This is a genomic window from Flagellimonas alginilytica, from assembly GCF_042134605.1.
GTDB lineage: Bacteria > Bacteroidota > Bacteroidia > Flavobacteriales > Flavobacteriaceae > Flagellimonas > Flagellimonas alginolytica.
The window spans coordinates 1570169-1595699 of record NZ_CP169638.1 but is presented as its reverse complement, the minus strand read 5'-3'; the positions used below and the strand labels follow the sequence as shown (position 1 = coordinate 1595699).

At 41.1% G+C, this 25531-nt stretch carries 28 protein-coding genes; 4 read left to right on the top strand and 24 right to left on the bottom strand.

The features are described from left to right. Positions 1-6: 6 nt before the first annotated feature. The 14 genes from ABTP35_RS07055 to ABTP35_RS06990 all read right to left on the bottom strand — a co-directional run bounded on the left by ABTP35_RS07055 (position 7) and on the right by ABTP35_RS06990 (position 12670). Positions 7-756, bottom strand: coding sequence for a hypothetical protein (locus ABTP35_RS07055; RefSeq protein ID WP_293297905.1), 750 nt, complete (start codon positions 754-756; stop codon positions 7-9). Beyond that, entirely contained in the window at positions 720-1316 is a 597-nt protein-coding gene (locus tag ABTP35_RS07050; RefSeq protein WP_293297908.1) for a hypothetical protein, read from the bottom strand. Before ABTP35_RS07050 ends, ABTP35_RS07055 begins: the two co-directional genes overlap by 37 nt. A gap of 329 nt (positions 1317-1645) precedes the next feature. Beyond that, positions 1646-2506: an ATP synthase F1 subunit gamma gene (atpG, locus tag ABTP35_RS07045; protein WP_224836438.1), complete on the bottom strand. Its 861-nt coding sequence runs from the start codon at positions 2504-2506 to the stop codon at positions 1646-1648. Between the two features lie 100 nt (positions 2507-2606). Further along, positions 2607-4187 carry a F0F1 ATP synthase subunit alpha gene (gene atpA / locus ABTP35_RS07040; RefSeq protein ID WP_224835921.1) on the bottom strand — a complete coding sequence of 527 codons (1581 nt, stop codon included), beginning with the start codon at positions 4185-4187 and terminating at the stop codon, positions 2607-2609. Between the two features lie 2 nt (positions 4188-4189). Next, positions 4190-4729: an ATP synthase F1 subunit delta gene (atpH, locus tag ABTP35_RS07035; protein WP_224835922.1), complete on the bottom strand. Its 540-nt coding sequence runs from the start codon at positions 4727-4729 to the stop codon at positions 4190-4192. 6 nt (positions 4730-4735) lie between these two features. After that, positions 4736-5236 (bottom strand): F0F1 ATP synthase subunit B, encoded by a 501-nt coding sequence (locus ABTP35_RS07030; protein ID WP_224835923.1) that lies wholly within the window; start codon positions 5234-5236, stop codon positions 4736-4738. A 95-nt stretch (positions 5237-5331) separates the two neighbouring features. Continuing rightward, complete coding sequence (gene atpE / locus ABTP35_RS07025) at positions 5332-5523, bottom strand: ATP synthase F0 subunit C (RefSeq protein WP_053970734.1); 192 nt, start codon at positions 5521-5523, stop codon at positions 5332-5334. 31 nt (positions 5524-5554) lie between these two features. Continuing rightward, the gene (gene atpB, locus ABTP35_RS07020) at positions 5555-6694 is read right to left on the bottom strand and encodes a F0F1 ATP synthase subunit A (RefSeq protein WP_252081047.1); all 1140 of its coding nucleotides are present in this window, start codon (positions 6692-6694) and stop codon (positions 5555-5557) included. A gap of 119 nt (positions 6695-6813) precedes the next feature. Continuing rightward, the gene (locus tag ABTP35_RS07015) at positions 6814-7203 is read right to left on the bottom strand and encodes a hypothetical protein (protein ID WP_252081046.1); all 390 of its coding nucleotides are present in this window, start codon (positions 7201-7203) and stop codon (positions 6814-6816) included. Then, the gene (locus ABTP35_RS07010) at positions 7200-7433 is read right to left on the bottom strand and encodes an AtpZ/AtpI family protein (RefSeq protein WP_224835926.1); all 234 of its coding nucleotides are present in this window, start codon (positions 7431-7433) and stop codon (positions 7200-7202) included. Before ABTP35_RS07010 ends, ABTP35_RS07015 begins: the two co-directional genes overlap by 4 nt. Next, positions 7411-7833, bottom strand: a complete 423-nt coding sequence (locus ABTP35_RS07005; protein WP_293297917.1) for a polymer-forming cytoskeletal protein — start codon at positions 7831-7833, stop codon at positions 7411-7413. The genes ABTP35_RS07010 and ABTP35_RS07005 overlap by 23 nt, the downstream gene beginning before the upstream one ends. A 21-nt stretch (positions 7834-7854) precedes the next feature. Beyond that, complete coding sequence (locus ABTP35_RS07000; protein WP_293299130.1) at positions 7855-10356, bottom strand: hypothetical protein; 2502 nt, start codon at positions 10354-10356, stop codon at positions 7855-7857. A 130-nt stretch (positions 10357-10486) separates the two neighbouring features. Beyond that, entirely contained in the window at positions 10487-11182 is a 696-nt protein-coding gene (locus ABTP35_RS06995; protein WP_252081044.1) for an ABC transporter ATP-binding protein, read from the bottom strand. A gap of 18 nt (positions 11183-11200) precedes the next feature. Then, positions 11201-12670, bottom strand: coding sequence for a DUF5687 family protein (locus ABTP35_RS06990; protein ID WP_293297921.1), 1470 nt, complete (start codon positions 12668-12670; stop codon positions 11201-11203). A 117-nt stretch (positions 12671-12787) separates the two neighbouring features. Between ABTP35_RS06990 and ABTP35_RS06985 the strand changes: the two genes are divergently transcribed. Further along, positions 12788-13834: a ferredoxin--NADP reductase gene (locus tag ABTP35_RS06985; protein WP_293297923.1), complete on the top strand. Its 1047-nt coding sequence runs from the start codon at positions 12788-12790 to the stop codon at positions 13832-13834. Positions 13835-13840: 6 nt separating this feature from the next. On the opposite strand, the gene ABTP35_RS06980 is transcribed toward ABTP35_RS06985, so the two are convergent. Continuing rightward, positions 13841-14614 carry a patatin-like phospholipase family protein gene (locus ABTP35_RS06980; RefSeq protein WP_293297926.1) on the bottom strand — a complete coding sequence of 258 codons (774 nt, stop codon included), beginning with the start codon at positions 14612-14614 and terminating at the stop codon, positions 13841-13843. A gap of 199 nt (positions 14615-14813) precedes the next feature. On the opposite strand from ABTP35_RS06980, the gene ABTP35_RS06975 reads away from it, so the two are divergent. Next, a complete protein-coding gene (locus ABTP35_RS06975; RefSeq protein ID WP_293297929.1) occupies positions 14814-15149 on the top strand; it encodes an arsenosugar biosynthesis-associated peroxidase-like protein in 336 nt (111 codons plus the stop codon). A 102-nt stretch (positions 15150-15251) separates the two neighbouring features. Then, on the top strand, positions 15252-16340 hold the full coding sequence (arsS, locus tag ABTP35_RS06970; protein WP_293297932.1) for an arsenosugar biosynthesis radical SAM (seleno)protein ArsS: 1089 nt from the start codon (positions 15252-15254) through the stop codon (positions 16338-16340). Here arsS and ABTP35_RS06965 read toward each other — a convergent pair. Genes ABTP35_RS06965 through ABTP35_RS06955 form a run of 3 tightly spaced genes read right to left on the bottom strand, consistent with a single transcriptional unit; the run spans position 16337 to position 18944 of the window. Beyond that, positions 16337-17386: a glycosyltransferase family 9 protein gene (locus ABTP35_RS06965; protein ID WP_293297935.1), complete on the bottom strand. Its 1050-nt coding sequence runs from the start codon at positions 17384-17386 to the stop codon at positions 16337-16339. The genes arsS and ABTP35_RS06965 overlap by 4 nt on opposite strands. Continuing rightward, on the bottom strand, positions 17370-17975 hold the full coding sequence (locus tag ABTP35_RS06960; RefSeq protein WP_293297938.1) for a DUF4254 domain-containing protein: 606 nt from the start codon (positions 17973-17975) through the stop codon (positions 17370-17372). The genes ABTP35_RS06965 and ABTP35_RS06960 overlap by 17 nt, the downstream gene beginning before the upstream one ends. A 39-nt stretch (positions 17976-18014) precedes the next feature. Then, positions 18015-18944, bottom strand: a complete 930-nt coding sequence (locus ABTP35_RS06955) for a DUF6427 family protein (RefSeq protein WP_293297941.1) — start codon at positions 18942-18944, stop codon at positions 18015-18017. A gap of 39 nt (positions 18945-18983) precedes the next feature. Between ABTP35_RS06955 and ABTP35_RS06950 the strand changes: the two genes are divergently transcribed. After that, positions 18984-19205 (top strand): uracil phosphoribosyltransferase, encoded by a 222-nt coding sequence (locus ABTP35_RS06950; RefSeq protein WP_224835937.1) that lies wholly within the window; start codon positions 18984-18986, stop codon positions 19203-19205. Here ABTP35_RS06950 and purD read toward each other — a convergent pair. The 6 genes from purD to ABTP35_RS06920 form a co-directional block, all read right to left on the bottom strand. Next, the gene (purD, locus tag ABTP35_RS06945) at positions 19200-20471 is read right to left on the bottom strand and encodes a phosphoribosylamine--glycine ligase (RefSeq protein WP_293297944.1); all 1272 of its coding nucleotides are present in this window, start codon (positions 20469-20471) and stop codon (positions 19200-19202) included. The genes ABTP35_RS06950 and purD overlap by 6 nt on opposite strands. A gap of 63 nt (positions 20472-20534) precedes the next feature. Further along, the gene (locus ABTP35_RS06940) at positions 20535-21506 is read right to left on the bottom strand and encodes a UDP-glucuronic acid decarboxylase family protein (protein WP_252081035.1); all 972 of its coding nucleotides are present in this window, start codon (positions 21504-21506) and stop codon (positions 20535-20537) included. Between the two features lie 6 nt (positions 21507-21512). Next, positions 21513-22865, bottom strand: coding sequence for an undecaprenyl-phosphate glucose phosphotransferase (locus ABTP35_RS06935; protein ID WP_293297947.1), 1353 nt, complete (start codon positions 22863-22865; stop codon positions 21513-21515). 39 nt (positions 22866-22904) lie between these two features. Next, positions 22905-23558: a WecB/TagA/CpsF family glycosyltransferase gene (locus ABTP35_RS06930; protein ID WP_293297950.1), complete on the bottom strand. Its 654-nt coding sequence runs from the start codon at positions 23556-23558 to the stop codon at positions 22905-22907. A 90-nt stretch (positions 23559-23648) separates the two neighbouring features. Further along, the gene (locus tag ABTP35_RS06925) at positions 23649-24632 is read right to left on the bottom strand and encodes a hypothetical protein (RefSeq protein WP_293297953.1); all 984 of its coding nucleotides are present in this window, start codon (positions 24630-24632) and stop codon (positions 23649-23651) included. Then, on the bottom strand, positions 24632-25495 hold the full coding sequence (locus ABTP35_RS06920) for a sulfotransferase (RefSeq protein WP_293297956.1): 864 nt from the start codon (positions 25493-25495) through the stop codon (positions 24632-24634). Before ABTP35_RS06920 ends, ABTP35_RS06925 begins: the two co-directional genes overlap by 1 nt. Positions 25496-25531 lie beyond the last annotated feature (36 nt).

Genomic DNA, 25531 nt, shown 5'->3' with positions numbered 1-25531 from the left:
ATGAAATTAATTGCAGCCATTTGCCTTTGATGACGCAAAACCGCCTTCTGTATTGGCTCCTGGCCTTGTTCTTAAAATTTGTCCTAATTTTCCGGGATTGTCTCTTCCAGACCCAGTTGGATATACTCCCCAAGCATTATCAATATTGAATCCAGCTAGATTCGCCAATTCCAAGGAATAATCAGTACAGTTATAGTTATATACATCATAAATGTCAGGATAATTAATAGCCTTTTGAATTACAAGTGCTAAAGTTGCTCCAGAAATATTTCTTGATAGGCTAACATCGTAGCTGTCACCCCCATTATTGCCAATAATACTTGACCCATGTGCAGATTTGATGCCTTCCCCGCTAGGATAAAACCCGAAAGAACTTGTTTTACCACTCTGAGCAATGGAAATGAAGGCGTGACCAACATCCAAATCTGAATTGAAAGAAGCACTTGAGCCTTTTATTGGTTGGTCAGCATATATTGTGATTACCGCGGGCTGCGAAGTATCATAACACGACAAAAAATCTTCAATATCTTCTATTGGCGTGTCAGGAGTCAATTCATCCAAAACGTCTTCCTCCTCAAAACTCGGGTTGCTTCCGCCTCCCCCAGCGCCGCCATAGCCCCAGGTACTGCCCCCGGATGGGCCCTCCACGTATCCACTGCCCCCGTAAAGCCCATTTATGGGGACATGGGTGATCGATTGATTGCTGGGAGCTGTGACGGTCACACCATCCAAGTGCTGTGTGTTGCAGATGCACACGGGGTCGCTGGAACCGTGCCCGCACCACTGCCTGCACTCGGCATTGTCAAACTTGGACCCTTGGCTTCCCCAGCTTTGCCGTGCAGGTCATATGCCACTGTAATCAAGCCTTCCTCCACTTTAAATCCCTTCAATAGGTTTCCTTGAAGGGTGGCCAGGGTGATTTCACCATTAAAGGCAGTGCTGTCAGGGCTCTCAAGGTCAGGGTACATGTTGAAGACCACCGTTTTCAAGGTGCCATTGACCTCAAGGGCCAATATTCTACTGTGTTGTCCCTTAAATGGAGTTTTGGCCGGAACGACCATGAGCTTGGCATCGGACTCGGTTATGTTCTCTAGGGAAATCCGGTCGGTATCGAACTCGACATACGGGCTTTCTCCATTCTTGTCGGACATCTTTTTTTGGGCCGACAGCATATCAAAAACTTCATTTTGGTCGGCAGTGGCATAGGTTTGTTGGGGATGAGGGTCTTCTTCATAAAAAGCTGCTTCCTCCTTTTGGCAGTTCCAGGCCAACATGGCCAAAAGCAACAAGAAGAGTAGGTTTTTCAGTTGTTTCATTTTGTCAAGTTTTAATAATTAATAAGATTGGGGAACCTTAAAAAATCACCGCAACACACGGTATACGAATGTTGTGTTCGAATACACTTTTGCTGCGCTCAACAAGTAATGAGGATTGTGTTGGGACTAAACTAAGAACTTTAATTTAAACCGCATTGGACAAAAACCTTAAAAAAACTAGGGGTTTTCCGTAATTGCTTTGTCCAACTTAAGAAGTTACTAAAACCAAAAAGGCCACCGATTCGGTGGCCTTTGTATATATTAAATTATGTATATCCTAATTGTTCAACGCTTCTGCTATTGAATATTTAGCCTCGCTTTGGTTCGGCTTAATTGTTCAACGCTTCCGCTCCACCAACAATTTCGAGGATTTCGTTGGTAATGGCCGCTTGACGGGCTTTGTTGTACGTTAATTTAAGCTCGTCCCTAAGCTCCGCGGCATTGTCCGTTGCTTTGTGCATGGCCGTCATACGGGCACCGTGCTCACTCGCAAAAGAATCTCTAATGGCCTTGAACAATTGTGTCTTCAAGGATTTAGGTATCAACTCTTTTACGATTTCCACTTTTGAAGGTTCAAAAATGTAATCGGCAGCAATGGCTTCGTCACCTTCTGCACCAACGATGGGCAGGAACTGTTCTGTCATCACAATCTGTGTCGCGGCATTTTTGAACTTGTTGTACACCAACTCGATTTTATCATAATCACCTTTGGTGAACAAACGCATTAAAAGTTCGGCAATTTCGGCAACGTTCTCAAAGGTCAAATCATCATACACCTTGCTCTGGTCGCCCAAAATGGTATGTCTTTTTCTAAGGATATCGTTTCCTTTCTTACCAATGGTATAGAAATCGACCTGTTTGCCCGGATACTTATTGGACACCAAATTGTTGCTCTGCTTGATGATGTTGGAATTGAATCCACCACAAAGACCTCTATTGGAAGTAATGGCTACCACCAAAACTTTGTTCACTGGCCTTTTGTCGGCGTACTCGCTTCCTCCATCTCCTTCCAAACTGGCGCTAAGCCCTTGTAGGAGCTCGGTCAGTTTATCGGAATAGGGACGCATTGCCGTAATAGCATCCTGTGCCTTCTTCAACTTGGCAGCAGAAACCATTTTCATGGCACTGGTAATCTGCATCGTTGATGAGATGGATGATATCCTGTTACGTATTTCCTTTAGATTTGCCATATTCTTCTTTGTCATTCCGCACTTGATGCGGAATCTTTTTGGTTATGGATTCCTGCAGTGCCCTTCGACTACGCTCAGGGCCCCTCAGAAATGACAATTGTTATGCTTTGTACTTGCTTGAAAGGTCCTTGCAAACAGCAGTCAATGTATCGGTAACCTCGTCGGTCAATTTACCGGCTTTAAGCGTATCCAAAACATCTCTGTGCTTGGCGTTCAAGAACTCCAAGTAATCTTTTTCAAACTCTTTTACCTTGTCCACAGGAACATCTCTCAACAAGTTCTTGGAACCTGCAAAGATGATGGCCACCTGATCTTCAACGGTAAATGGATCGTTCTGACCTTGTTTCAAGATCTCCACGTTTCTTCGTCCTTTTTCGATTACGTTCAAGGTAGCGGCATCCAAGTCGGAACCGAACTTGGCAAAAGCTTCCAATTCACGGAACTGGGCCTGGTCAAGTTTCAAGGTACCTGCTACTTTCTTCATGGACTTGATCTGCGCGGAACCACCCACACGTGATACGGAGATACCTACATTGATCGCAGGACGAACCCCTTGGTTGAACAAATCTTGCTCCAAGAATATCTGACCATCGGTAATGGAAATTACGTTGGTTGGGATATAAGCGGATACGTCACCTGCCTGTGTTTCGATAATTGGAAGTGCTGTTAAAGAACCTCCACCTTTTACTTTAGACTTCAACGATTCAGGAAGGTCGTTCATATTCTTTGCAATAGCATCGTCACCGATTACTTTCGCAGCACGCTCCAATAGTCTGGAGTGAAGGTAGAAAACATCTCCAGGGTAAGCCTCACGTCCAGGCGGTCTTCTCAACAACAAGGAAACCTCACGGTAAGCTACTGCCTGTTTTGACAAGTCATCATAAATAATCAATGCCGGACGACCTGTATCCCTGAAGTACTCACCAATGGCAGCACCCGCGAACGGGGCATATACCTGCATAGGAGCAGGGTCGGAAGCATTTGCGGCAACAATGGTCGTATAGGCCAATGCCCCTTTTTCTTCCAACGTTTTGGCAATGGCGGCTACTGTTGATGCTTTCTGGCCTACGGCAACGTAGATACAGTAAACCGGCTCACCTGCATCGTAAAATTCTTTTTGGTTTAGGATGGTATCGATACAAACCGTGGTCTTACCTGTTTGCTTGTCACCGATCACCAACTCCCTTTGTCCACGACCAACCGGAATCATGGCATCGATAGCCTTGATACCTGTTTGCATTGGTTCGTCAACGGGTTGTCTAAAAATTACACCAGGAGCCTTACGTTCCAAAGGCATCTCGTAGGTTTCACCAGCAACAGGTCCTTTACCGTCGATAGGTTTACCCAAGGTATCCACCACACGGCCAACAATTCCTTCACCAACATTGATGGAAGCAATACGCTCGGTTCTCTTAACAGTAGCGCCTTCCACAATCTCTTTGGATGGGCCCAACAATACAACACCTACGTTGTCTTCTTCCAAGTTAAGAACGATACCTTGCATACCACCCTCGAACTCTACCAACTCCCCGTACTGGGCATTGGAAAGTCCATATACACGGGCAATACCATCACCTACTTGTAATACGGTACCTACTTCATCCAAAGAAGCGGATGCTTCGAAACCTGATAACTGTTTTTTCAAAATTGCTGATACCTCAGCGGCTTTTACTCCTGCCATTTTTATAGACTATTTGTAAATTCTCTTTTTAATCCGTTCAATTTGTTTGCGATGCTTGCATCGTATTGGGTGTCGCCCACCCTAAGTACAAATCCTCCGATGATGCTCTCATCGATTTTATTCTCCAAAGTCACCTTGTTGCCGGTAGCTTTGGTAACCGTGTCCAAAATCTTTTTCTCTAACTCGGAAGTCAAAGGAACAGCAGTTGTTACATAAGCTACTTCTTCCCCCTTCAATTTTTCGTGAAGGATGATGTACTTGTAGGCCACTTCCTGTAACATATCTATTCGCTTGTTGCTGATCAAAGTTTGAAGAAGACCTTTGGTGATTTCGTTGGCACCTTTGAAGATTTCGAGCAAACTGTTCTTCTTTACTTCTGATTTTATGATCGGGCTCTCCAATACATTTTGAAGCTCCACGTTTTCAGAAATCGTCGCAGCTATCTCCCGCATGTCTTTTTCAACGGCATCGGCCGCTTTCTTTTCGACTGCGAAATCCAAGGTTGCTTTTGCGTAGCGTATGGCTGCCCTGTTTTGGTTCATGGTCTGTTAGTTCAGTTTAATATCGCCCAACATGTCCTCTACCAACTTTTGTTGTTTGGTTTTATCGGACAATTCTTCTTTGATTACTTTTTCCGCAATCTCCACGGATAGGTTGGCCACTTGCGCTTTGATGTCGGCAACCGCAGCTTTCTTCTCAGCTTCAATAGTAGCTTGAGCTTGCTTAATCACCTTATCGCCTTCAACTTGGGCTTGTTCCTTGGCTTCAGCAATAATGCTTTCTTTGATTTCCCTGGCCTCTTTCAACAACGCGTCCCTTTCAACTTTTGCCTCTCTCAAAAGCTTTTCGCTGTCGGCAGTAACGTTCTGCATTTCCTTTTTTGCCGCCTCAGCTGCCTCAAGTGCATCTTTTATACCCTCTTCACGTTTTTCAACCGCACCAAGAATGGGTTTCCATGCATACTTTCTAAGCAATAATAAAAGAGCGATAAAAAGCAACATCTGCCAAAAAAACAACCCGAAGGAAAACTGCTCGATTAACTTTTCCATTTATCTTATTCTATTAATTCTTTTAAACTATATCATTTAAATCAATGAAGGGCCACAGCCAACCGCTATGGCCTTCATCAATGTTTTTACGGTTATTAAGCTGCAAAAAGAGCGGCGAAACCGATACCTTCAATAAGGGCTGCTGCAATCAACATTGCTGTTTGGATCTTACCAGAAGCTTCAGGTTGACGTGCAATGGCTTCCATTGCTTGTCCACCGATTCTACCGATACCCAATCCTGCTCCGATTACGATCAAACCAGCACCTACGATGTTTGGAATTGTCATGATATATGAATTTAAATATTAAACGTTCTAATTAATGATGATCTTCTTCTACCGCCATACCAAAGTATAGAGCGGACAACATGGTGAAAATATACGCCTGTAATGCCGCCACCAACAATTCCAATAAGGAAAGTGCGAATGCCAACAAGAAAGACAATGGGCTACCTATCCAGTTCTTGAATATGAACATAAGCCCGATAATACTCATCAATACCACGTGACCTGCGGTAATGTTGGCGTATAAACGAATCATCAACGAAAATGGCTTGATGAAGGTTCCCAACAATTCGATGGGCGCCAATATAATTTTCATTGGAACAGGTACTCCCGGCATCCAAAAAATGTGTTTCCAGTAGTTTTTGTTCCCCGTAAATGTTGTAATAAAGTAGGTAATGATCGCCAATGCGAAAGTAACGGCAATATTGTTGGTTACGTTAACCCCAAGTGGTGTCAATCCTAAAAGGTTGATAATCCACACAAAGAAGAATACCGTTAACAAATAGCTCATGTACCTCTTATACTTGTGCTCACCAATATTAGGGATAGCTATTTCGTCGCGAACAAAAAGAACAAGGGGCTCCAAGAATCTTCCCAATCCTTTTGGCATTGTACTCTTCTGATATCTTTTGGCCATGGAGCGGAACACCAAAAACATAAGAAGCGCCACTGCAATTATGAACACAACATTCTTTGTTATGGAAAAATCCAAAGGCTTTTCGTTGGTAGGATGGGAATCGTCCACCACCAAGTTCTCACCAAAAGCATCCTCGGTATGTGTTTCCTCACCATGGTGCCCTCCGTAATTAATGGTACCCTCGGCGTCGGTCTTATAAATTTTATTATGGTATAGCTTGTAGTAGTTCCCATCAACCTCAGCCACGCCTTCTCCGTGCTTTAATTTAGATGAAGAAAAAACCTTAAGGCCGTTGTCCCAAAGAATTACAGGAAGCGGAAAGCCAACGTATTTATGTTCCCCTGTATCCGTAGTGTAGGAATAAAGGTTGAAATCATGCGAATCCAAAAGGTGATGGTCGATGTATTCCTTAATCTCTGTTTTTAAATCATGGCCGCCGGTTTCAACTTCTTCTCCCTCATGGTTTTGGGCCGACACAAATCCCGCAATCAAAAAGATTACGGCAACTATTTTTTTACTGAAAAAAGAATTTCGCATATGATCCAACTAATGGGTCCTCAAAAATTGGTGCAAAAATACATTCCCCAATCAAAAGAAAAAAGCTTTTTACAGTATTATTTTTTTTATTGTTTTTTTAGGTGATTTTCAGGGCTTTGCTACACAGTATTAAGCAGTTTCACCAAAAAGAATGTTTCGAGCACCGATGCAAATCCGTAGGGCACAAAAAACACAAGGAACTCCAAACGTTCCATATTGCCGTCTTGATTAAATCCTGGATATAAAAAAATGAAGAATAGGGTAAATTTTATAAGACTTCCCCCCAAGAAAAAAAAGCCCAGCAGATCACGATGTTTATTTCGAAAAATATAAATGGCAAAAAACACGATCAATGCCATTATGCCGTTCAGTACATAGCTTTTCACAATTTGAAGGCCGGAAAGTTGATGCCCTTTATTTTCAAGCAGCCAAATCTGGGCAAAAAACAGCACAACTAGACCCAATAACAAGGAGGAAACAAAAAGGGCCGGGTAATACCTAAATTTCAATCGTTGATTTTTTTTAGTTGTTGAATCACCAAATATATGGAAATGGCAACCGCTAGCAGGGTACAAATGGGAAGGAATATTTTTTCGGTACCGTAATGGGCGTCCAGCCACTTGCCTCCCCATACGCCCAAATAAATAACAATGCCCATTTGAATGGCAGAACCAGACAAACGGGCAGCTGTATTAATTGCTTTGTTATACTTTTTCTTAGGAGGCTTTTGCTGGCTCATCTTTTTTGGATGACTGCATTTTAGTGGCCGTTGCAACAGCTCCTTTGCCCATGGTACAGGCGGCGTTAAAGGTAGCTCCGGGTTCTACGGCCAATTTGGCCACGCTCACGGTTCCTTCTATCGTTGCAGAAGATTTTAAAGAGAGTAGATCTTTTACCATAAGTTCTCCATTGAACTTCCCTTCTATATCCGCGTTTACACACTCTACCTTTCCGTTGATGTAACCATCTTTCCCAATGACTACCTTGCCGGAAGTGGTTACATTTCCTTCCAGTTTACCGTCTATCCTAAAGTCGGCCTCGGAAGTAATGTCGCCTTTTATTGTCGTGTTCTTTTCAATTCTATTGGGCTGGCCGCCAAATTCATTCATAGGTCGTGGTTTTTTGTTGTCGGAAAACATGGTGTTCTGGGGTTTTGGGGTTTAAAATTGTGCTTTGTACGATTCTAGGTTTTTGTGGACTTGTATTATTTTGTAATTCTCTGATAAAACTACAAAATTCTCATCTTTAATAAGGTAGTCCCTGTTGTTTTTTATAAGTTCTGCAAAGCCCAAGGCAAAGTCTTTGGAACGGAAACCATGTACCACCACAAACTGATCTTCCAAATTATAGATGTCCTTGGATATCCGGTTGTTGTACCGCAGTTCTTTTATTACCTCCTCGAGTCTCTTTTTCAGTTCGTTCGCCTTTTCGTCGTTCCTGATCTTAAACTGGAATACTACCTTCCAATTACCGGCTCCTGTTGAGCCCGTTTCTGGAGAAAACTCTTTGTTCTCCAATTTTGGCAATTGTTCCTCCACGATCTGTTCCGCTTTTTTACCTTCTGGATTATTGGGGTAAGTCAGCGCCACATAGTTCAAAGCTTCTTTAAAAGGTTCAAATCCCTGTAGGCGGCCAATGGCATTGGCCTTCAGCATTTCGAACTTGGGCACAATGGGATCTCCCGTAAACTTGCTTATATATTCTTCGGATCGGGTAATTACATTTAAAAATTCCTGTTGTTGGTATTGTTTAAACAATGCTGCGTACCTGGCATCTGGGCTATCGGTATTGCCATCCAATACCGCCTGTGGGTTTAGCAAGATCTCCGCATATCGTGTATCGGGGTGATTGGAAATAATGTCCTGCCTTATATTGTTCGCCAATGGACTTCCTGATTCTTCGTAGATTTTGTAAAGGTTATATTTTGATGGCAATATTAATCGCTCCTCGGGATTAGAAGATAGTACGCGCTCCAATTTGGCGGCAGCCAGCATATTGTCCTTGAATTTTTCTTTATAAATAAGGCCTAACTGATAATTGGCAAAGTTGCGCTCGCCCTTTAAACTATCGATCACGGCCACATCGGTAGGTATCTGGGCCAAATAGTACTCCGTGGAATACTTTTGGTCCTCTGTTAAATTATCCTCTTTGTTGGCGATAATTTCACCTGTAGCTTCGGAAACGGAGACCCTGGCCTTGTTGCTCCATCTCCAATCGTCTTCGAGCGCTCTGTTGCCCCATCGGGTCTTAAAATCGTTTTTTCCGTAGCCCAAACTGGTAATATTGTAAAAATAGAACTTGCCTTTGTTCTCCTTTCCGCCTTTACTGTCCGCAAAAGTGGCGAATCCGGCCACTGTTTTTTGCAGTTGCTTTTCTGCCTCTGCCTCCTCTTTTCGTTTTAATTCGGCAATATAGTCATCAAAATAGGCCTTACGCTCGGCAACGGGCATTTGATATAGGGTAATAACACTGTCGGCATGCTGAACAATATCCTCGTATTTGATTACATCTTCAAGGTTGTCCAACTTCTTTGTAATATCGCGGTGTTTTCTGGTATTTTCATTCAGGTTGGTCAAAGTACTATCATAGTATGACCCCGCAATCCTATACTGGTCTTCATCAAAATAATAATCGGCCAAGCTCTGATAATTGAGCGCATTTAACTTTCGTTCTCCCTGTGTGGCTTGGATGGATTTGTTGTAATAGGCCAATGCCAAACTATCGGATTCAAATGCCATGTGGTATTCGGCCACTTGTCGATAAATTTTATCCAAGAAAGGTCGGTTTTCCCTGTTTTCTTCCAGTTTGGTAAGGTACTCCAACATTTCTTCCCTGTTGTCCTCGGTAAGTTGGGTATTTTGGATTTTTTTCAGATGCGCGTTGATCATATACACTCTCGGCGATTTGCGGTTGAGTGCTATTACCTTATCGTAGGCAAAATTGGCACTGTCCTTATGCCCCAATTGATCGTACAACTGCCCAATTATGAACAGGTATCTACCTTTTTCCGGATTCTTTTTGGTATAGGCCTGCGATATTTTAAGTTTTTGGATAGCTGTATCCGGGGCATTAAGGTTGATGTAGCATTGGGCCAAAACGGCATTGGCGTCGGCATATTCCTGATCCTTGAGCCTTTCGTACTTAAAAAGGCGTTTTAGATTTTTTATGGCCACCTCGGGGTTGTCCAATCGCATATTGGTTTTTTCTCGCCAGATGGTTGCCTCGTTGAGTTTATCGCTGGAACTATATTTTCTCAGGATGTAGTTGAAAGATTCCAAGGCAGGGATATAGCGTTGATCGAAGTATCGGGACTTCCCCAGTAAAAGAAAGGCTTCGTCTGTTTGTGGGTTTCTTTCTTCATCCTTAATGTCCATGCTGTGCTTTTGGATGGCCTTGGTGGCCTTTTCCTCAGCAATAATAAAATTGGGATTGTTATCTTCTGAGTCGAGTTTTACCTCGTCGGTGACCTTAAGGCGTTCCACGGGCAAAATTTCCCAATAGTCGTCCCGATAATTGGCGTTGATTTCTTCCAGCCCTTGTTGAAAGGCCAAATTTCCGTTGTACAAGGTGTTGTACTTTGTGTTGAGTGCATGCCAATTTCGGTTGACGAATTTGTCCTTTTTGGTGGAACAGGCATTAAAAACCAGTCCTCCCAAAACCATGGCGCCTATAAATGTGTGATGAAGCTTCAAAATTATCGATAATCTTGTGTAACCATTAACTCAAAAATGAGCGGATTATTATAAGCCTTATCGATAAAGTGCAAGAATTTCTTCAGGTCGTTTTAAAACATCAACCCGCAAAGAAAGCTTCAAGCTCTTTCATGGTTTCTGCCGAGGTGTGGATGTCCTTTACAATTTCGCCTTTGTTGAGCACCACGATACGCTCGCAGACTTCGGTTACATGAATCAGATCATGACTGGACACCAAAACGGTAACTCCCTCTTTTGCGGCCAGATCTTTTATAATTCCTTTTAATCGAATTTGCGTGGTGGGGTCCAAATTGGCAAATGGCTCGTCCAAAATAACCACTTCGGGGTTACCAATAAAGCTGGCCACTATACCTACCTTCTTTTGGTTTCCTTTGGAAAGGTCCCGCAGATACTTTTTTTGACCCAAGATCTCCCCATGAAAAAAATCTTCAAAATTGGACAAGAGAGCATCTACATCTGCCTTGTTCCTGCCACGCAGTTCGCCGATAAAGTAAAAATACTCTTCCGGGGTCAGGTAGCCGATCAAAAAAGTCTCATCAATAAATGCGGAGGTAAAGGGTTTCCATGCTTCGCTTTGGTCCACTTGTACCTCGTTGTTTATAATATGGCCTGTGGAAGGTTGAATCAAATCCAACAACAAACTAAATAGAGTGGTTTTTCCTGCTCCGTTGTTCCCAACAAGGCCAAAGCTCTGTCCTTTTGGTATTTCCAATTGATCAATGTTCAAAACGGTGTTCTGTCCGTAGGTCTTGGTTAAATTATGAACTGTTATCATCTGTGTTTTTTATGTTGGTTATTTCTGTTTGTATGCTTGTAATGTTTTGTACTTCTCCTTTTTATAGATGCCCTCAATCATGGTAAACACTTTGTTTTTAAAAACAAATCCGAGCAATCCAAAAACTGCCACAAAAATGTATCCGGCCATAGGAGAAATTAAAAAGTGTCCAATGGCGTAAATACCCATGGGCAAGGCCAACTTTGGCAGCGTGAGCAATAGTGTTTTGGCATTAAATGCCTGTTTATCGCCAAAGGCCTTTTTGTTAGAGGTTAAATCTATCGGTGTTTTTACATAGGCCCCTCCCCAAAGCACAAGGTAACTGTTAATACCGATATTATAGATGGCGCCTACCAATACTGCGGCATAGGCCTCCCAACCAAAATAGATATAAAATGAAGCCAAAATGGTGGAAATAATGGTTGCAATGATCACCAAGTACCATTTTGAGGAAAGGTACTCACGATATTTAATATTCTGGCTCATCATTAAAGGATAATAGCTACTGTCCCAGCTGGGCACATACTGCCCAAAACTGAAGAGAAAACCTCCGGTAACAAATATGCCTGCGAATACTTTCCAGAAAGGGCCTTCATAAACTTCCAAAGCTCCGGTAAAAAATAGAAGTCCGTAAAAAATAAAGAAGGCTCCTGCTATTACGGCCGAACGTGATCTCTTGTTCCTTTTTATCAGTTTGATGTCGTTCTTAAGGAATGTTCCCAAATTGCCAAAGCGGTCCAACCACTCCAAATTTTCTGTTTTGGCCACCGATTGCTTTTTGGCCAGACCACCATCTAAATACATATGTTTTTTAAAATAAGCATAGGCTCCATAATACATGCCAGCTAAAGCTGCCCATGGTATTATGGCCGACCAGGGCATATCATAAAATAGGTCGAAAACAGGTTGGGTGTAAACGGTAATATCAAACCATTGGTAATACTGCGATGCCCCGGCCAATATAAATATGGCCGCAAATACATAGAAGACCCCATTTTGATTGTTCACCATAACATTGATAAAGTTGTTACAGTAAAACAGGGCCATCAATGCCAAGTGCCATCCAATAACCTGCACGGGAGGATAGCCCTCTATCAGTAAAACAATACTGAACGGCACAAAAAAGAAGGCATGGGCAATATTAAAAAAAGAGATTACCGTTTTCCCCAATGAAAAGTTTACCACCTTGCTCTTATTTATGGGCAAATAGAGCAATGGTTTTATATTGGTCACCGGCATTTTTTGAAGCATGTACCTAAAAACAAGATCAAGGGCCATGTAATAGACCATAAACTGGTTGACAACGCGCAAGGGGTCGCCTATCTCCATTTTCTCGATCAAATAAAAGGCCCCGACCCCCATTCCCAAGAAAACAATAATAAAGTAAAGGGCACCCAAGGCCATCAATATTTTAAACCAAATCTCTGTTTTAAAACTGGCAGACCTAAAAAATGACTTCCATTGAAGTCCCATAAAATGTTTGAGCATGGCTGGCTTTTTTTTGTTGGTGTCTAATTTATCGGTTTTGTTACAAAACCCATGCTTTTTCTTAAAATGACTGTTCAAAACAAGCGTAATGCTTAATTTTGTAACAAAATTTTGTACATGAGCGCATCCCATGCTTTAAAAATAGCTGCAGTGGACCAACTAACTCCAAACGCTGTGGCCCTTACTTTTAACATTCCTGAAAACCTTACAAACGCTTTTGCCTTTAAAGCAGGACAATACATCACTATAAAACACGAGATGGACGGAAAAGAACTCCGGAGAGCCTATTCCATTTCATCGCCCCCTTCATCCGGTAAACTTACAGTGGGCATTAAAAAGGTGGAAAATGGTACTTTTTCCGTTTTTGCCAATGAACATATCAAAGTTGGCGACACCTTTGAAATTATGCCCCCCGAAGGCCGGTTTATTTTTGAAGACGATTCGCCCAAAAACATTGCTGCTTTTGCGGCAGGTAGTGGTATTACCCCGATAATGAGCATTGCCCAAACCGTATTGGAAAGCAATCCCGAGAATGTTTTTGTTTTGGTATTTGGCAATCAATCGCCAGAAGAGACCATGTATTTTAAGGAAATACAGGCTATTAAAGAACAATATGGTGATCGTTTTTTTGTACAATATGTGTATAGCAGATCTACAGAAAAGGACGCTCTTTTTGGGAGGATAGAAAAATCCACCGTAAACTTTGTACTAAAAAACAAATTCAAGGAAACTGCTTTTGATGGATTTTATCTTTGTGGACCAGAGGACATGATCCACTTGGTAACGGACACTTTAAAAGATAACGGTGTTGATGAGGGTACAATTCATTTTGAACTTTTCACAAGTGGGGATGCCGAGGATTCCTTGGCCGAAGATTTGGACGGGAAAACCCAAGTAACCGTAATTTTGGACGATGAGAGCTACAATTTTGTAATGGATAAAAAAGAAATTGTCCTAGATGCTGTTCTAAAACAAAATATAGACGCGCCATATTCCTGTCAGGGTGGGGTCTGCAGTAGTTGTATAGCTCGGCTAACCGAAGGCAAGGCGGAAATGGTGAAAAACCAAATTCTAACCGATGGCGAAATCAATGATGGTTTTGTCCTGACTTGCCAATCACACCCAATTACATCAAAAATTACCGTGGATTTCGATAATGTATAAACTGGGTCAGGCCTTGTAAAGTATATTGTCCAAGGCCTTGCGCCCATGTTCGTAGCCGATGTTATAAGCATTTTCAATGCCTTTCTTGTCCAACACGCCTATTTTTTCCAGTCCTTGGGGCTCAATAAAAAGGTCGCACCTCTGCAATTTTTCGTCGTTGGAAGCATGTATCATCAAACTGGTGACTCTCCCGGTCAATTGAAATGAATTTCGAAGGTCCTTTTTTTGCAGTGGCACGGTGACGGACACATTGCTCCCGATCATAAAATCGGTTTTATCCTCCACATATTCCGTTGGAAAGTTGTTCATAATTCCCCCATCGGCATACAGGACATCATTGATTTCAACAGGACTAAAAACTGGGGGAAGCGCGGCGGAAGCCAATAAGGGCTTTATAAGTTCGCCTGTGTTAAAAACAGTTTCCTTGCCCCTCATTAAATCGGTGGCAACAATATAAAGTGGCCTGCCCAAACTTTCAAAGGAGTTGGATGGGAAAAAGTGCTCAAATACATTGGCATACCGTTCAGTATCTATAAAACCGGGTTTGTTTATGGTAAAAAAACTATACTGGAACAATGGTGTTTCTTTAAAAAAAGAGAGCATTTCTTCAGCGGAATTTCCATTGGCATAAAGTGCGCCCACCAATGCCCCGATACTGGTCCCGGAAACAACATTGGCCTCTATCCCGTGTTCGCGCATGGCTTTGATCAAACCTATGTGAGCCATTCCCCGTATACCCCCACCGGATAGCACAAGCCCTATTCTTTTATTCTTAAACATCTATTCCTTTTAGAACAAATGTACATTTTTGGATGGTTCCATAGTGTAAATATATCAACCGAATCGTCATCTTAATATTAAGTTGATAAACAGGCTACATTACTAGTCTATTGCAGATAGAAATGGATTTTTGAAGGTTACAGCAAAATACAATCGTGATATTTGTCGTAAGTTTAGGTGTAACATAAAAATTTGAAGCATGTCCAAATCCTATTACGACCCGGCAGACCTGAGAAAATTTGGTAATATTACAGAGTGGAACGAAGAGCTTGGCAATAAATTTTTTGATTATTACGGCAAAGTGTTCGAGGAAGGTGCTTTGAGCGCTCGAGAAAAATCATTGATCGCCCTGGCTGTTGCGCATGTAGTAAAGTGTCCTTATTGTATTGATGCCTATACCAAAGATGGTTTGCAAAGAGGCATCACCAAAGAGGAAATGATGGAGGCCGTGCACGCAGGTGCAGCGATCGAAAGTGGTGCCACTTTGGTTCATGGTGTTCAGATGATGAACAAGTACGAGAAACTTTCCATGTAGTTTCTAAAGCGCCTTGCCCATAGAAACAAGACCGCTACCCTTTTAGATGTTAGCAATAACCTCGATTGAACTGGATTGCTCTAAATCCTATAAAAGCATTAAATGGAACAAAGCATATTGACAGACCTAAAAAAAGCAGCTAAAAAATCCTTAAAAGCCAACCAAAACGCACTTGCCAGTACGCAAAAGCAACTGGAAATATTGAACGGGGAACTTTTTGAGAGTGGCGACCTACCTTACTTTAAGGATAAAATTGCCGAAACGGGTCAGTCTCCCTTAAGACCAAAAAAATTAGAGGTGCTTCAAATCAACGTCGGATATATGTGCAACCAAGTTTGCGGACATTGCCATGTAGATGCGGGCCCCGACCGAAAGGAAATTATGACCCGAGAGACCATGGAACAGTGTTTATCCGTAATCCGGAATACCGGCGCCCATACGTTGGACCTTACTGGTGGTGCCCCCGAAATGAACCCTGATTTTCGGTGGTTTGTGGAAGAGGCTTCCAAGGCCGGTATCAAGGATTTTATCGTACGGTCCAACTTGACCATTATATTGGCCAACAAGAAATACCACAATCTTCCGGAATTCTTTAAAAAGCACAATGTTCATGTAGTTTCATCCATGCCCCACTATACCCGTGGCAAAACGGACAAACAACGTGGCGATGGGGTTTTTGATAAATCCATAAAGGCTTTGCAAATGCTCAACCAAGTGGGTTATGGTAGGCCAGATAGCGATTTACGTTTAGATCTGGTGTACAATCCTTCCGGAGCATTTTTGCCCACTGATCAAGCTGCCATGGAGCATGACTTTAAAAAAGCGTTGAAAGCTGATTTTGATATCGATTTTCATAATCTTTTTGCAATTACCAACTTGCCTATTTCACGGTTTTTGGACTACCTCATCGCTTCTGACAATTACGAGGATTATATGTATTCTTTGGTAGATGCCTACAACCCTGCTGCGGTAGAAAATGTAATGTGCACCAACACCATCTCAGTAAGCTGGGATGGATGGTTGTACGATTGCGATTTTAACCAAATGTTGGACCTTAAAGTGGCAAGTAAAGTAAAACACATAAAGGATTATAATGATGATGTGCTGAGCAATCGGGATATAATTATCTCACAACATTGCTATGGGTGCACTGCAGGGGCGGGCAGCAGTTGCCAAGGAACGGTGGCTTAATAGTCCAATATTTCCACTAGCTTATCCAGCACTTCTTGAGGTTTGATGGTGCTCATAACATTTTCATATCCCTCTGGCACTTTGTTGCCATACACAGAGGTCGGAATCAAAGGATATTTTTTTCTATCCGCCAATAGGGCATTGTCCATGGACTGCCCAAACGGATAAAACCCAGCATATGGGTGGGTAACCCCCCAGAGTGTCACCACCGGGATACCATAGTTTGCTGCTAAATGTGCATTTCCACTATCCATGGACAACATGGCATCCAAATTTGAAATTAATTGTAGTTCTTCGGAAAGATCGAGCTTGCCCGCCATGCACAAGGCGTTTTCATACGTTCCTGCTACCTTTTCCAACACATCAACCTCTTTGGCCCCACCTCCGAACAATAAAATTTTATACTTATTGGTATTGTTTAACTGCTTAATAACTTCCTCGGTAGAATCCAAAGGATACATTTTTCCATCATGAGCTGCAAAAGGTGCAATTCCAATCCATTTCTTGGTATCTTGTTGCACCAGACCCAGCACTTTTTCAGATAGCTGGATCCTTTCCAGTGGTTTTGCTTTGGTTAAGTCGATGGGGAAACCAAGTCCGGCAAACACATCGGCATAGCGTTGGTGGGTTGTCTTTAGTTGTTCAAAAACTTTGTTTTTGGGCCGGGTGAGTGCTTTTTTGTCCCTTCGTCCCTTGTCCAATTGTACAACGGGCACCCGTTCCAAAGTAAAATATTTTTTAAGAACCCTGCTACGCAGTACATTGTGAAGATCGGCCACTGCATCAACCTTTAATGGTCTAAGTTCTTTAAATAACCGCCAAAGCCCAATAAGTCCCTTGTGTTGTTTTTTTACCTCCGCTGCTACAACTTCCACATTGCCCATCCCATTAAAAATAGGCGCAAACGATTTTTTGGTGAGCACCGTAATCCGCATTTGGGGGTATTTTTCTGTAAAAGTTCGTAGTACGGGCACAATCATGGCCACGTCACCCATTGCAGACAAGCGGATAACCAATATATGGGTATGTTCACCCTTTTTGTCCACGTAAAACCGGGTTTAGTTCATCATCGTTGTACATTTTCATTTGCTTATACACTTTCATGTACTTATCCCCGGATTCAATATCCATTAATAATTGATCTATGGCGGTGGACAGGTCTTTCTTTTGCTCGAGCAATACGGCGAGTTTATCGCTACATTTTTTAATATGCTCGGAAGAAGCATCCGTTCGGTTTACCTCTTCTTGCATATGATAGATCTTCAGGGCCAAAATAGAAAGCCTGTCAATGGCCCATGCCGGGCTCTCCGTATTGATCTTGGCATTTTGCTTTACCTGTACCGATTGGTATTTATTTAAAAAGTAACTGTCTATATATTCCACCAAATCGGTACGGTCTTGGTTACTTGCATCAATTTTACGTTTAAGGTCCAAGGCTGCAACAGGATCAATTTCCGGGTCACGTATAATATCTTCATAATGCCATTGAACAGTGTCTATCCAATTTTTTCTATACAGCAGGTGCTCCACTTTATCCTTTGGATAAGGGTTGGAAAATTCTTGATAGACATCATCCTTGATATGGTACTTTTCTATACTTTCCTCAAATATGTTGAAGGCAAAATCGCTGAACATAATAGTAGTTTTGTTCAAAGATATTGCTTTATGGCGTACTTAGTTTAAATGGACCACAAAAAGAGTGGAGGCCAATACCAAACAACCGATCAAAACCACTTCTCGAAGGTTTTGTTTTTTTATTTCTTCAAAATAATTGGTAAGGAAAATTGATGCGGGAAAAACCGTGATCATTACCGGCGAACGATCCACAGGGTTAAACAGAATCAATACCGTGGCCAGCAAAAAGGTAAAAAACACAATTCGTAGGAGCAACAATTTTCCCCCGCTCACATTTCGCAGGCGCACAAATACCGTGATGGAAACAATGGTGATCAAAATTAGATAAATCAATATTTTGAAATCCAACACTTGAAAAAAGGATTTATCGGTAAACAATCCTAAAGAAAATTGATAGTGTTCCGCAAAAAAATGAAGAGATCCCTTTAGCTTGAGCACGGTAAACGTTAAAACAAAAACAGTGGCCGTTCCCAAAACGGGCACCAGCCAATTTTTAAAGGTTTTACGGTCGTAAACCCCTATCACATAAAAGATCAAGAGCATAAACGCCAAAGACCAATCGTAGAATAAGCTTGCGGTGGCTATTAACATGGAAGCATCAAAAATCTTGTGTTTTACGTTCCTAATGGATTTAATGGACAACACCCTCCAAAATGCCAAAAGCAGAAAAAAATTGGCAAAAATAATGTTCTGGTGCCCCAAATGGTCGGAAAAGGAGATGGCCAAAAGCACAAAAAACACCATGGTATAGGAATTGGACTCGGTCGCCTTTTCCTTTCTCACGATCTGATTTGTGATAAAAACGGAGAGTAGCAATGCGGTGAACATCAGCAATTCAAAAGGGATGATCTGGCTAAATTTTTGCCCGCTAGGCCCAAAAAAAATATTGGCAAAATAAAAAAGGAACAAGAACACTCCCAGCACAATATAGTTTATGGGCTTTGTTTTTCCGAAAAAGCTTGAAATCATCCTATCTTTTGCTACTTTTGTAAAGTAAATATAGCCAACATGAGCAAGTTTTTTTACGGTATAGAGGACTTATTTGTAAATTACCTATTCGCACCTTTGGATTTTCTACGCTTTATGCACAGCTGGTGGGGTGCCAACACGATCAACTGGATCTTTATGATCATTGGTTTTATCGCAATGGTCTATTGGATGAAACAATTAAAGATCTTTAATGACAATAACGAAGAGAACAAGGAGATCAGCTCCCATTCTTATCTATAGGTCAAAACCAAGATCTTTTCTGTAGTACATTCCATCAAAATGGAGCTTTTCCATATTTTGATAGGATTGCTGTAACGCTTCCTTAAAATCTTTTCCGAAAGAAGTGATGGTGATTACGCGCCCTCCATTGGTAACTACTTGCCCGTTCGACACTTTGGTTCCGGCGTGGAACACAATGGAATCCCTAATATTTTCCGTACCCGTAATTTCCTTGCCTTTTTCATAAGCTTCGGGATAGCCACCAGAAACTGCCATTACCGTAGTGGCCGCTCTATTGTCAATATCCAGTTCTACTTGATCTAATGTCCCCTTGGCCATGGCCATAAGCACCTCTACCAAATCACTTTTAAGCCTTGGAATCACCACCTCGGTCTCAGGATCGCCCATTCGAACATTGTATTCGATCACTTTAGGCTCGTTGCCAACTTTGATCAGGCCGATGAAGATAAAACCTATGTAAGGCAAATTGTCTTTTTTAAGGCCATCCACGGTCGGTTTTACAATCTGGCGCTCTATCTTGTCCATAAATTCGGAATCGGCAAATGGGACAGGGGAAATAGCCCCCATTCCTCCTGTGTTGAGCCCAGTGTCTCCCTCTCCTATTCGTTTATAATCTTTTGCTGTAGGGAGTATTTTATAATTAGCGCCATCGGTAAGAACAAAGCAGCTCAGTTCTATGCCGTCCAGAAACTCTTCGATAACGACAGTTGCACTTGCGTTTCCGAATTTGGAATCGAGCAACATGGATTTTAGCTCATCCTTGGCTTCTTGAATGTTTTGAAGAATAAGTACTCCTTTACCTGCCGCCAGGCCATCTGCCTTTAAAACAAATGGGGGGGTCAGGGTTTCCAAGAAGGCATAGCCCTCTTCTAACGTATCTGCCGTAAAACTCTGATATGCTGCAGTGGGAATATTGTGCCTCATCATAAACTCTTTGGCGAATTCCTTGCTCCCTTCCAGCTCTGCGGCTGCTTTTTCCGGCCCAATTACAGAAACTGCCTTTAGCTCGGTATCATTTAAGAAAAAATCGTGCACCCCTTTTACCAAAGGGTCTTCCGGCCCCACTACCACCAAATCAATGCTTTCTTTCAACACCAATTGTTTAATGGCTTCAAAATCGTTTACGCCCACTTCGACATTTGTCGCTATTTGAGAAGTGCCTGCGTTACCGGGCGCAACAAAAAGTTTAGAAGTTTTAGGGCTTTGGGATATTTTAAGGGAAATGGCGTGCTCTCGACCACCTGAACCTAGGACCAGAATGTTCATGTATTAAAGTTTTGGCAAAAATAACTCAATTGTATTTTAATTTAAGAGTTATTTGCGAATGATCTATTGTGAAAATTCTCTGTGGGCCTCCCACAACTGATCATGTGATAACGATTTGAAATACTCGAACACTTTTTTGAGCCCATCGGAGCGGTGCACCTTGGGTTCCCAGTCGAGTATTTCTTTTGCCCTCGAAATGTCGGGCTGGCGTTGCATAGGATCGTCTTGCGGCAATGGTTTAAATACGATTTTCTGATCGGTTCCTGTAAGTTTTATTATTTCTTCCGCAAATTCCAGAATGGTAGTCTCATCGGGATTACCAATATTGATGGGCTCTACATAATCGCTCATCAATAAACGGTAGATTCCTTCGATTTGATCATCGATGTAGGTAAAGGAGCGTGATTGCGAGCCATCCCCAAAAACCGTTAAGTCTTCGCCACGAAGTGCCTGCCCCATAAAAGCAGGGACTACACGGCCATCGTTCAATCGCATTCGAGAACCGTAAGTGTTGAATATTCTAACTATTCGGGTGTCCAATCCATGATGCCTATGGTAGGCCATGGTGATGGATTCCATAAAGCGCTTGGCCTCATCATACACCCCTCTTGGACCAATAGGGCTAACATTGCCGAAATAATCCTCATTTTGTGGGTGCACCAAGGGGTCGCCATATACTTCGGATGTGGATGCCACAAGAATTCTTGCTCCATGGTCACGGGCCAAGCCCAATAAGTTCAAGGTTCCCAAGGAGCCCACTTTAAGGGTATCTATCGGAATTTTAAGATAGTCGATAGGGCTTGCCGGTGAGGCAAAGTGGAGGATATAGTCCATTTTTCCGGGTACATGGACAAATTTGGTGACATCGTGGTGAAAGAACTCGAAACGTTTTAAGTGAAATAGATGCTCTATGTTTTTGATATCGCCTGTGATCAGGTTGTCCATTCCGATAACATGATGGCCCTCGGCAATGAACCTATCGCAAAGGTGCGAGCCTAAAAATCCGGCTGCCCCGGTGATGAGTGTTTTTTTCATTTGATTTTAATATGCTTTCGCCTCTCCCTTGATTGCGTTGAGTACTGTCTGAACTATAATTTTTAAATCGAGAAACAACGACCAGTTTTCTATGTAAAAAATATCGAATTTAATTCTATTCTGTATGTCTGCCTCTTGTTCTATTTCACCTCTATACCCCCGTACTTGTGCCAATCCCGTAATTCCGGGTTTAACGAAATGGCGCACCATATATTTGTCCACACTTGTTGCATACTCGTTGGTATGCTTTACCATATGAGGCCGTGGCCCTACTACGGACATGGTTCCAAATAGCACGTTGTAAAACTGTGGGAGCTCATCTATACTGGTTTTCCTTATAAATTTTCCGATTTTGGTTATTCGCATATCGTTTTTTGTGGCCTGGATATGGTCGGCATTATTATTCGGGGCCATTGATCGGAACTTATAACAATAAAACTCTCTATTATCAATTCCATTTCTCGTTTGTCTAAAGAACACTGGGCCTTTAGATTCGAGCGTAATCAACAGGGCCAAAATGGGTGTCAACCAAGAGAGCAATCCAATTATAATAAAGAGAGAGAATGCAACATCGAAAGTTCTTTTAATAAAGGCATTGATAGGATTATCTAAAGGAATATCCCTTAGAGAAAGCACCGGTATGTAATCGTAATACTCAAACTTTAACTTTTTGGAAAAAATGTTTTTATTGTCCGGTATAAATTTTAGTGTTTTTAGATTGTTGTCGGCAAAATTGATGAACTTACCTATCTCCTCGTTTTTGAGCTCCGATACGGAACAATAAATTTCGTCAATACTATTTTCTTGTATGTAACTGAAACAATCATGTAACTTAAAACCCTCTGCCTTTGGTGTAAATTGCTTTTTAAAGTTGTACCCAAATTCGGTTCTTTCTTTAAAAACATTACGTAGTTGGTCCGTTTTTTTACTTTTTCCAATAATAACTACATTTCTTAGATTACCCTTTACTTTTTCCCTGTACTCCATAAGCATGAAGTAACTCAAGAATTTAACGGTTGAGATAATTATAAGGACAATAACAAAGTATTCGCCTAAAGCAAGTCTGCTTATGACGGGTTGCTTAAAAAATCCGATGAACGCATATAAAATCAGGAAAAAGAAAACAAACTGTGTGAATAGTAATCGTAACAGATATGTAATTTTTGTGTACCGATATACTTTATAGAACTCATTTTTGATCGATAGTACTATCCAGCAAACCGATATGTAGGCATGAATCAAAATTGGTGTTTGAAAATTTATCGGGAGTATTTGGAGAAATATGTTAACAATTAGCAAGTCTATTCCTATCGAGATAGTGGAAATCAAGTTGGAATATCTATGTTGTCTAAAAAACATGTGGATTACCGTTGTAACTAATATAAAACTACAAAGGTATCAAATTTTAAATCGCTCTTTTAACACTAAAAAAATAAACTTGCTGTTTCCTATCAAATATCTTTTCCACATCCTTTTAGGTTCCTGCATAAATCTATAAAACCATTCAAGTCCCGCATTTTGCATCCATATTGGTGCGCGTTTTACCTTTCCCGCAACCACATCAAAACTTCCGCCAACACCCATTATAAAATTCACCTTTCGCAACAATGTTCTATTCTCGTAAAGGAAGTTTTCCTTAGTTGGTGAACTTATGGCAACAAACAAAATATGTGCTCCGCTTTCCCCGATTTCTTTAGCGATGGATTGCTCTTCTTCCTTTTTAAAATATCCATTTCTATAACCAGCAATTATTTCAGAAGAATATTCATTTGAATACCTATCCACAACCTTTTTGACTACTTCCTCTTTAGCCCCAAAGAAAAATATTTTGTGCTTCTTTTTATGTGCCAACTCAACCAGGTTTACCATCAAATCTATACCCGCCACACGTTCTTTTAAAGGCTTCCCTAAAACTTTTGAGGCCCATACCACTGCTTGGCCATCTGCATTGATCAAATCGCTTTCATTCACGCTCTGTCGTAACTGCAAATCCTTTTGCATGGCCACGATTTTTCCTGCATTAACCACCACATGGTGTAGTTGTTTATCCATATATATAGTGTGCTCAATCATTGCAATGGTTTCCACCATACTAAGATTGTCTATATGACAATTTAAAAGATGATATCTCAATTTTCTTAATTAAAATGTAACGTAAGTATGTATGTTATGTGACGAGTCCAAAAAATCCCTTAGTTTATTTAGAGAATAATGTGTAAAGGCCTTAGGGTGACCTATCAAAACAAAGTTTCCCTCTCCTACTGTTTTTTTATTGTATTCCCTTAATGATCTTTTCATCAGTTTTGATTTATATCCATCCATTGAAACAACACTATACGATGGAAAAAGCATTAATTTGAACATTTCTGTTTTGTCCATTGGAATCGCAGCTCCATTTCCGAAGGCCTTATGCTCTTTATTTCCAAAAAGTTTAGCTTTTGCGAATTTCCAATAAAATAACGGCGAAACCAATGTTGAACTTATAGGAATTTCCTTAAAGCTTCCATTAATCACTTCTTTGGTAAGGTCGTCCTCGAAATAATATTCTGTTTTATATTGAGGTACTCCCCTAAAATCAAATACCTGATTTTGTGATTTATAGCGCCCATTGGGAAAAACTGTTGAGTCTACAAGCACATCGTTCTGTTTTAGAGCATCTTTTATGTGCTCAAAAGGTTGAGCGGACCAACCTCCCGCTCTATATGCAACAGGTTTTTTAGTTGATATTCTATAAAGAATCTCAGTATATCTATAAACTATATCCATAACATCATTCTTATTAAAATTTGCCAACCTATACCTTTCGGTATTAAAAACCCACTGCTTTCCATCATAAAACGAATCCTCCCAATGCGGGTGGATATGCAGCTCAATGCCATGTCCCTTTGATGCCAGGTATCCAATCTGTTCTGTAATCTTATCATAATCTTCCTGTAACTCCAAGTATTCTACTTTTTGCCTTTCTAGGGCAACCAAATATCCAGAGTCAACAAAAAAATTCGCCTTTATGCCATAGGGGTCCAATAATTCCAATAAAGCTTTGGTCGGTTTTATGATGCATTTATCCACAGATCCACTTTGGGGTCCAAAAAAAAGTTCATAATCCAGTGTTATGTATATATTCATCAAATCTTGTATTTATTGAGGAGCATCAACGGAAATACTAGTAAATAGTACATAATCTGTTTACTTCTCGAGATGTTTTCTTTCCACTTTTCGTCTTTTCTTATGGATATTTTTTTATTGGCCTTCATTCTATTTCCGCCGATAATATGTGGCATTTCGTAAAATTCCGGCAACCCTGAAATGTTATTAATGCCATCCGTAGTGGCAAAAACATGTGAGTAAATCTTATTTAGGCTTTGTTCAGGTTTTTCAACAAAATCTTCATACTTAACCTTTATAATTTTGGGATCCAACGCAAACACTATCTGACCAAAAAAATTGATTGCCAAATAGTAGACAATAGTTGACAATGGTTTTTTGGGTGTCTGTACTTGCTTTCCAAATGAATTAATTACCCCACGAACGTCCCGGACTACATAAATTCCTTTAATATTAATGTTCACGCTTTTTTCTAAAAGCAAATACCGCGCAATATATTTAGAGGAATCCAAGATCCAATCTGCTTCAACATGCTCTTTTATTTCCGAAAAAACCTTTTCGTTGAATTCTAGATAGTCCTTGTCTTGTTTGTATTTAAGAATAAGTTTAGCTAAGTTTTTATGGGCTTCCTTTTTCTCAAATTGGATTTGCTTACATGGCAAGTCATCCAAAGACATTTTAAGATTTTCGACTATTTTTGACCAAAACACACAATTGTTTAAATTTTCTCCACAAGAACATTCTTTGTCCTGGTTTATATGGTCAATGAATTGATGCATTTCCCCAATAGTCTGAACTTGCTTGTGGGCATTTAAAATGGTTGCCATCAATGTTGTGCCGCTTCGGCCAGCTCCAAGCAAGTAAATAAGGTTTATTTTCTTCAACTTAAACATTTTTGTTTGAGCTTTGCAATGTAATAA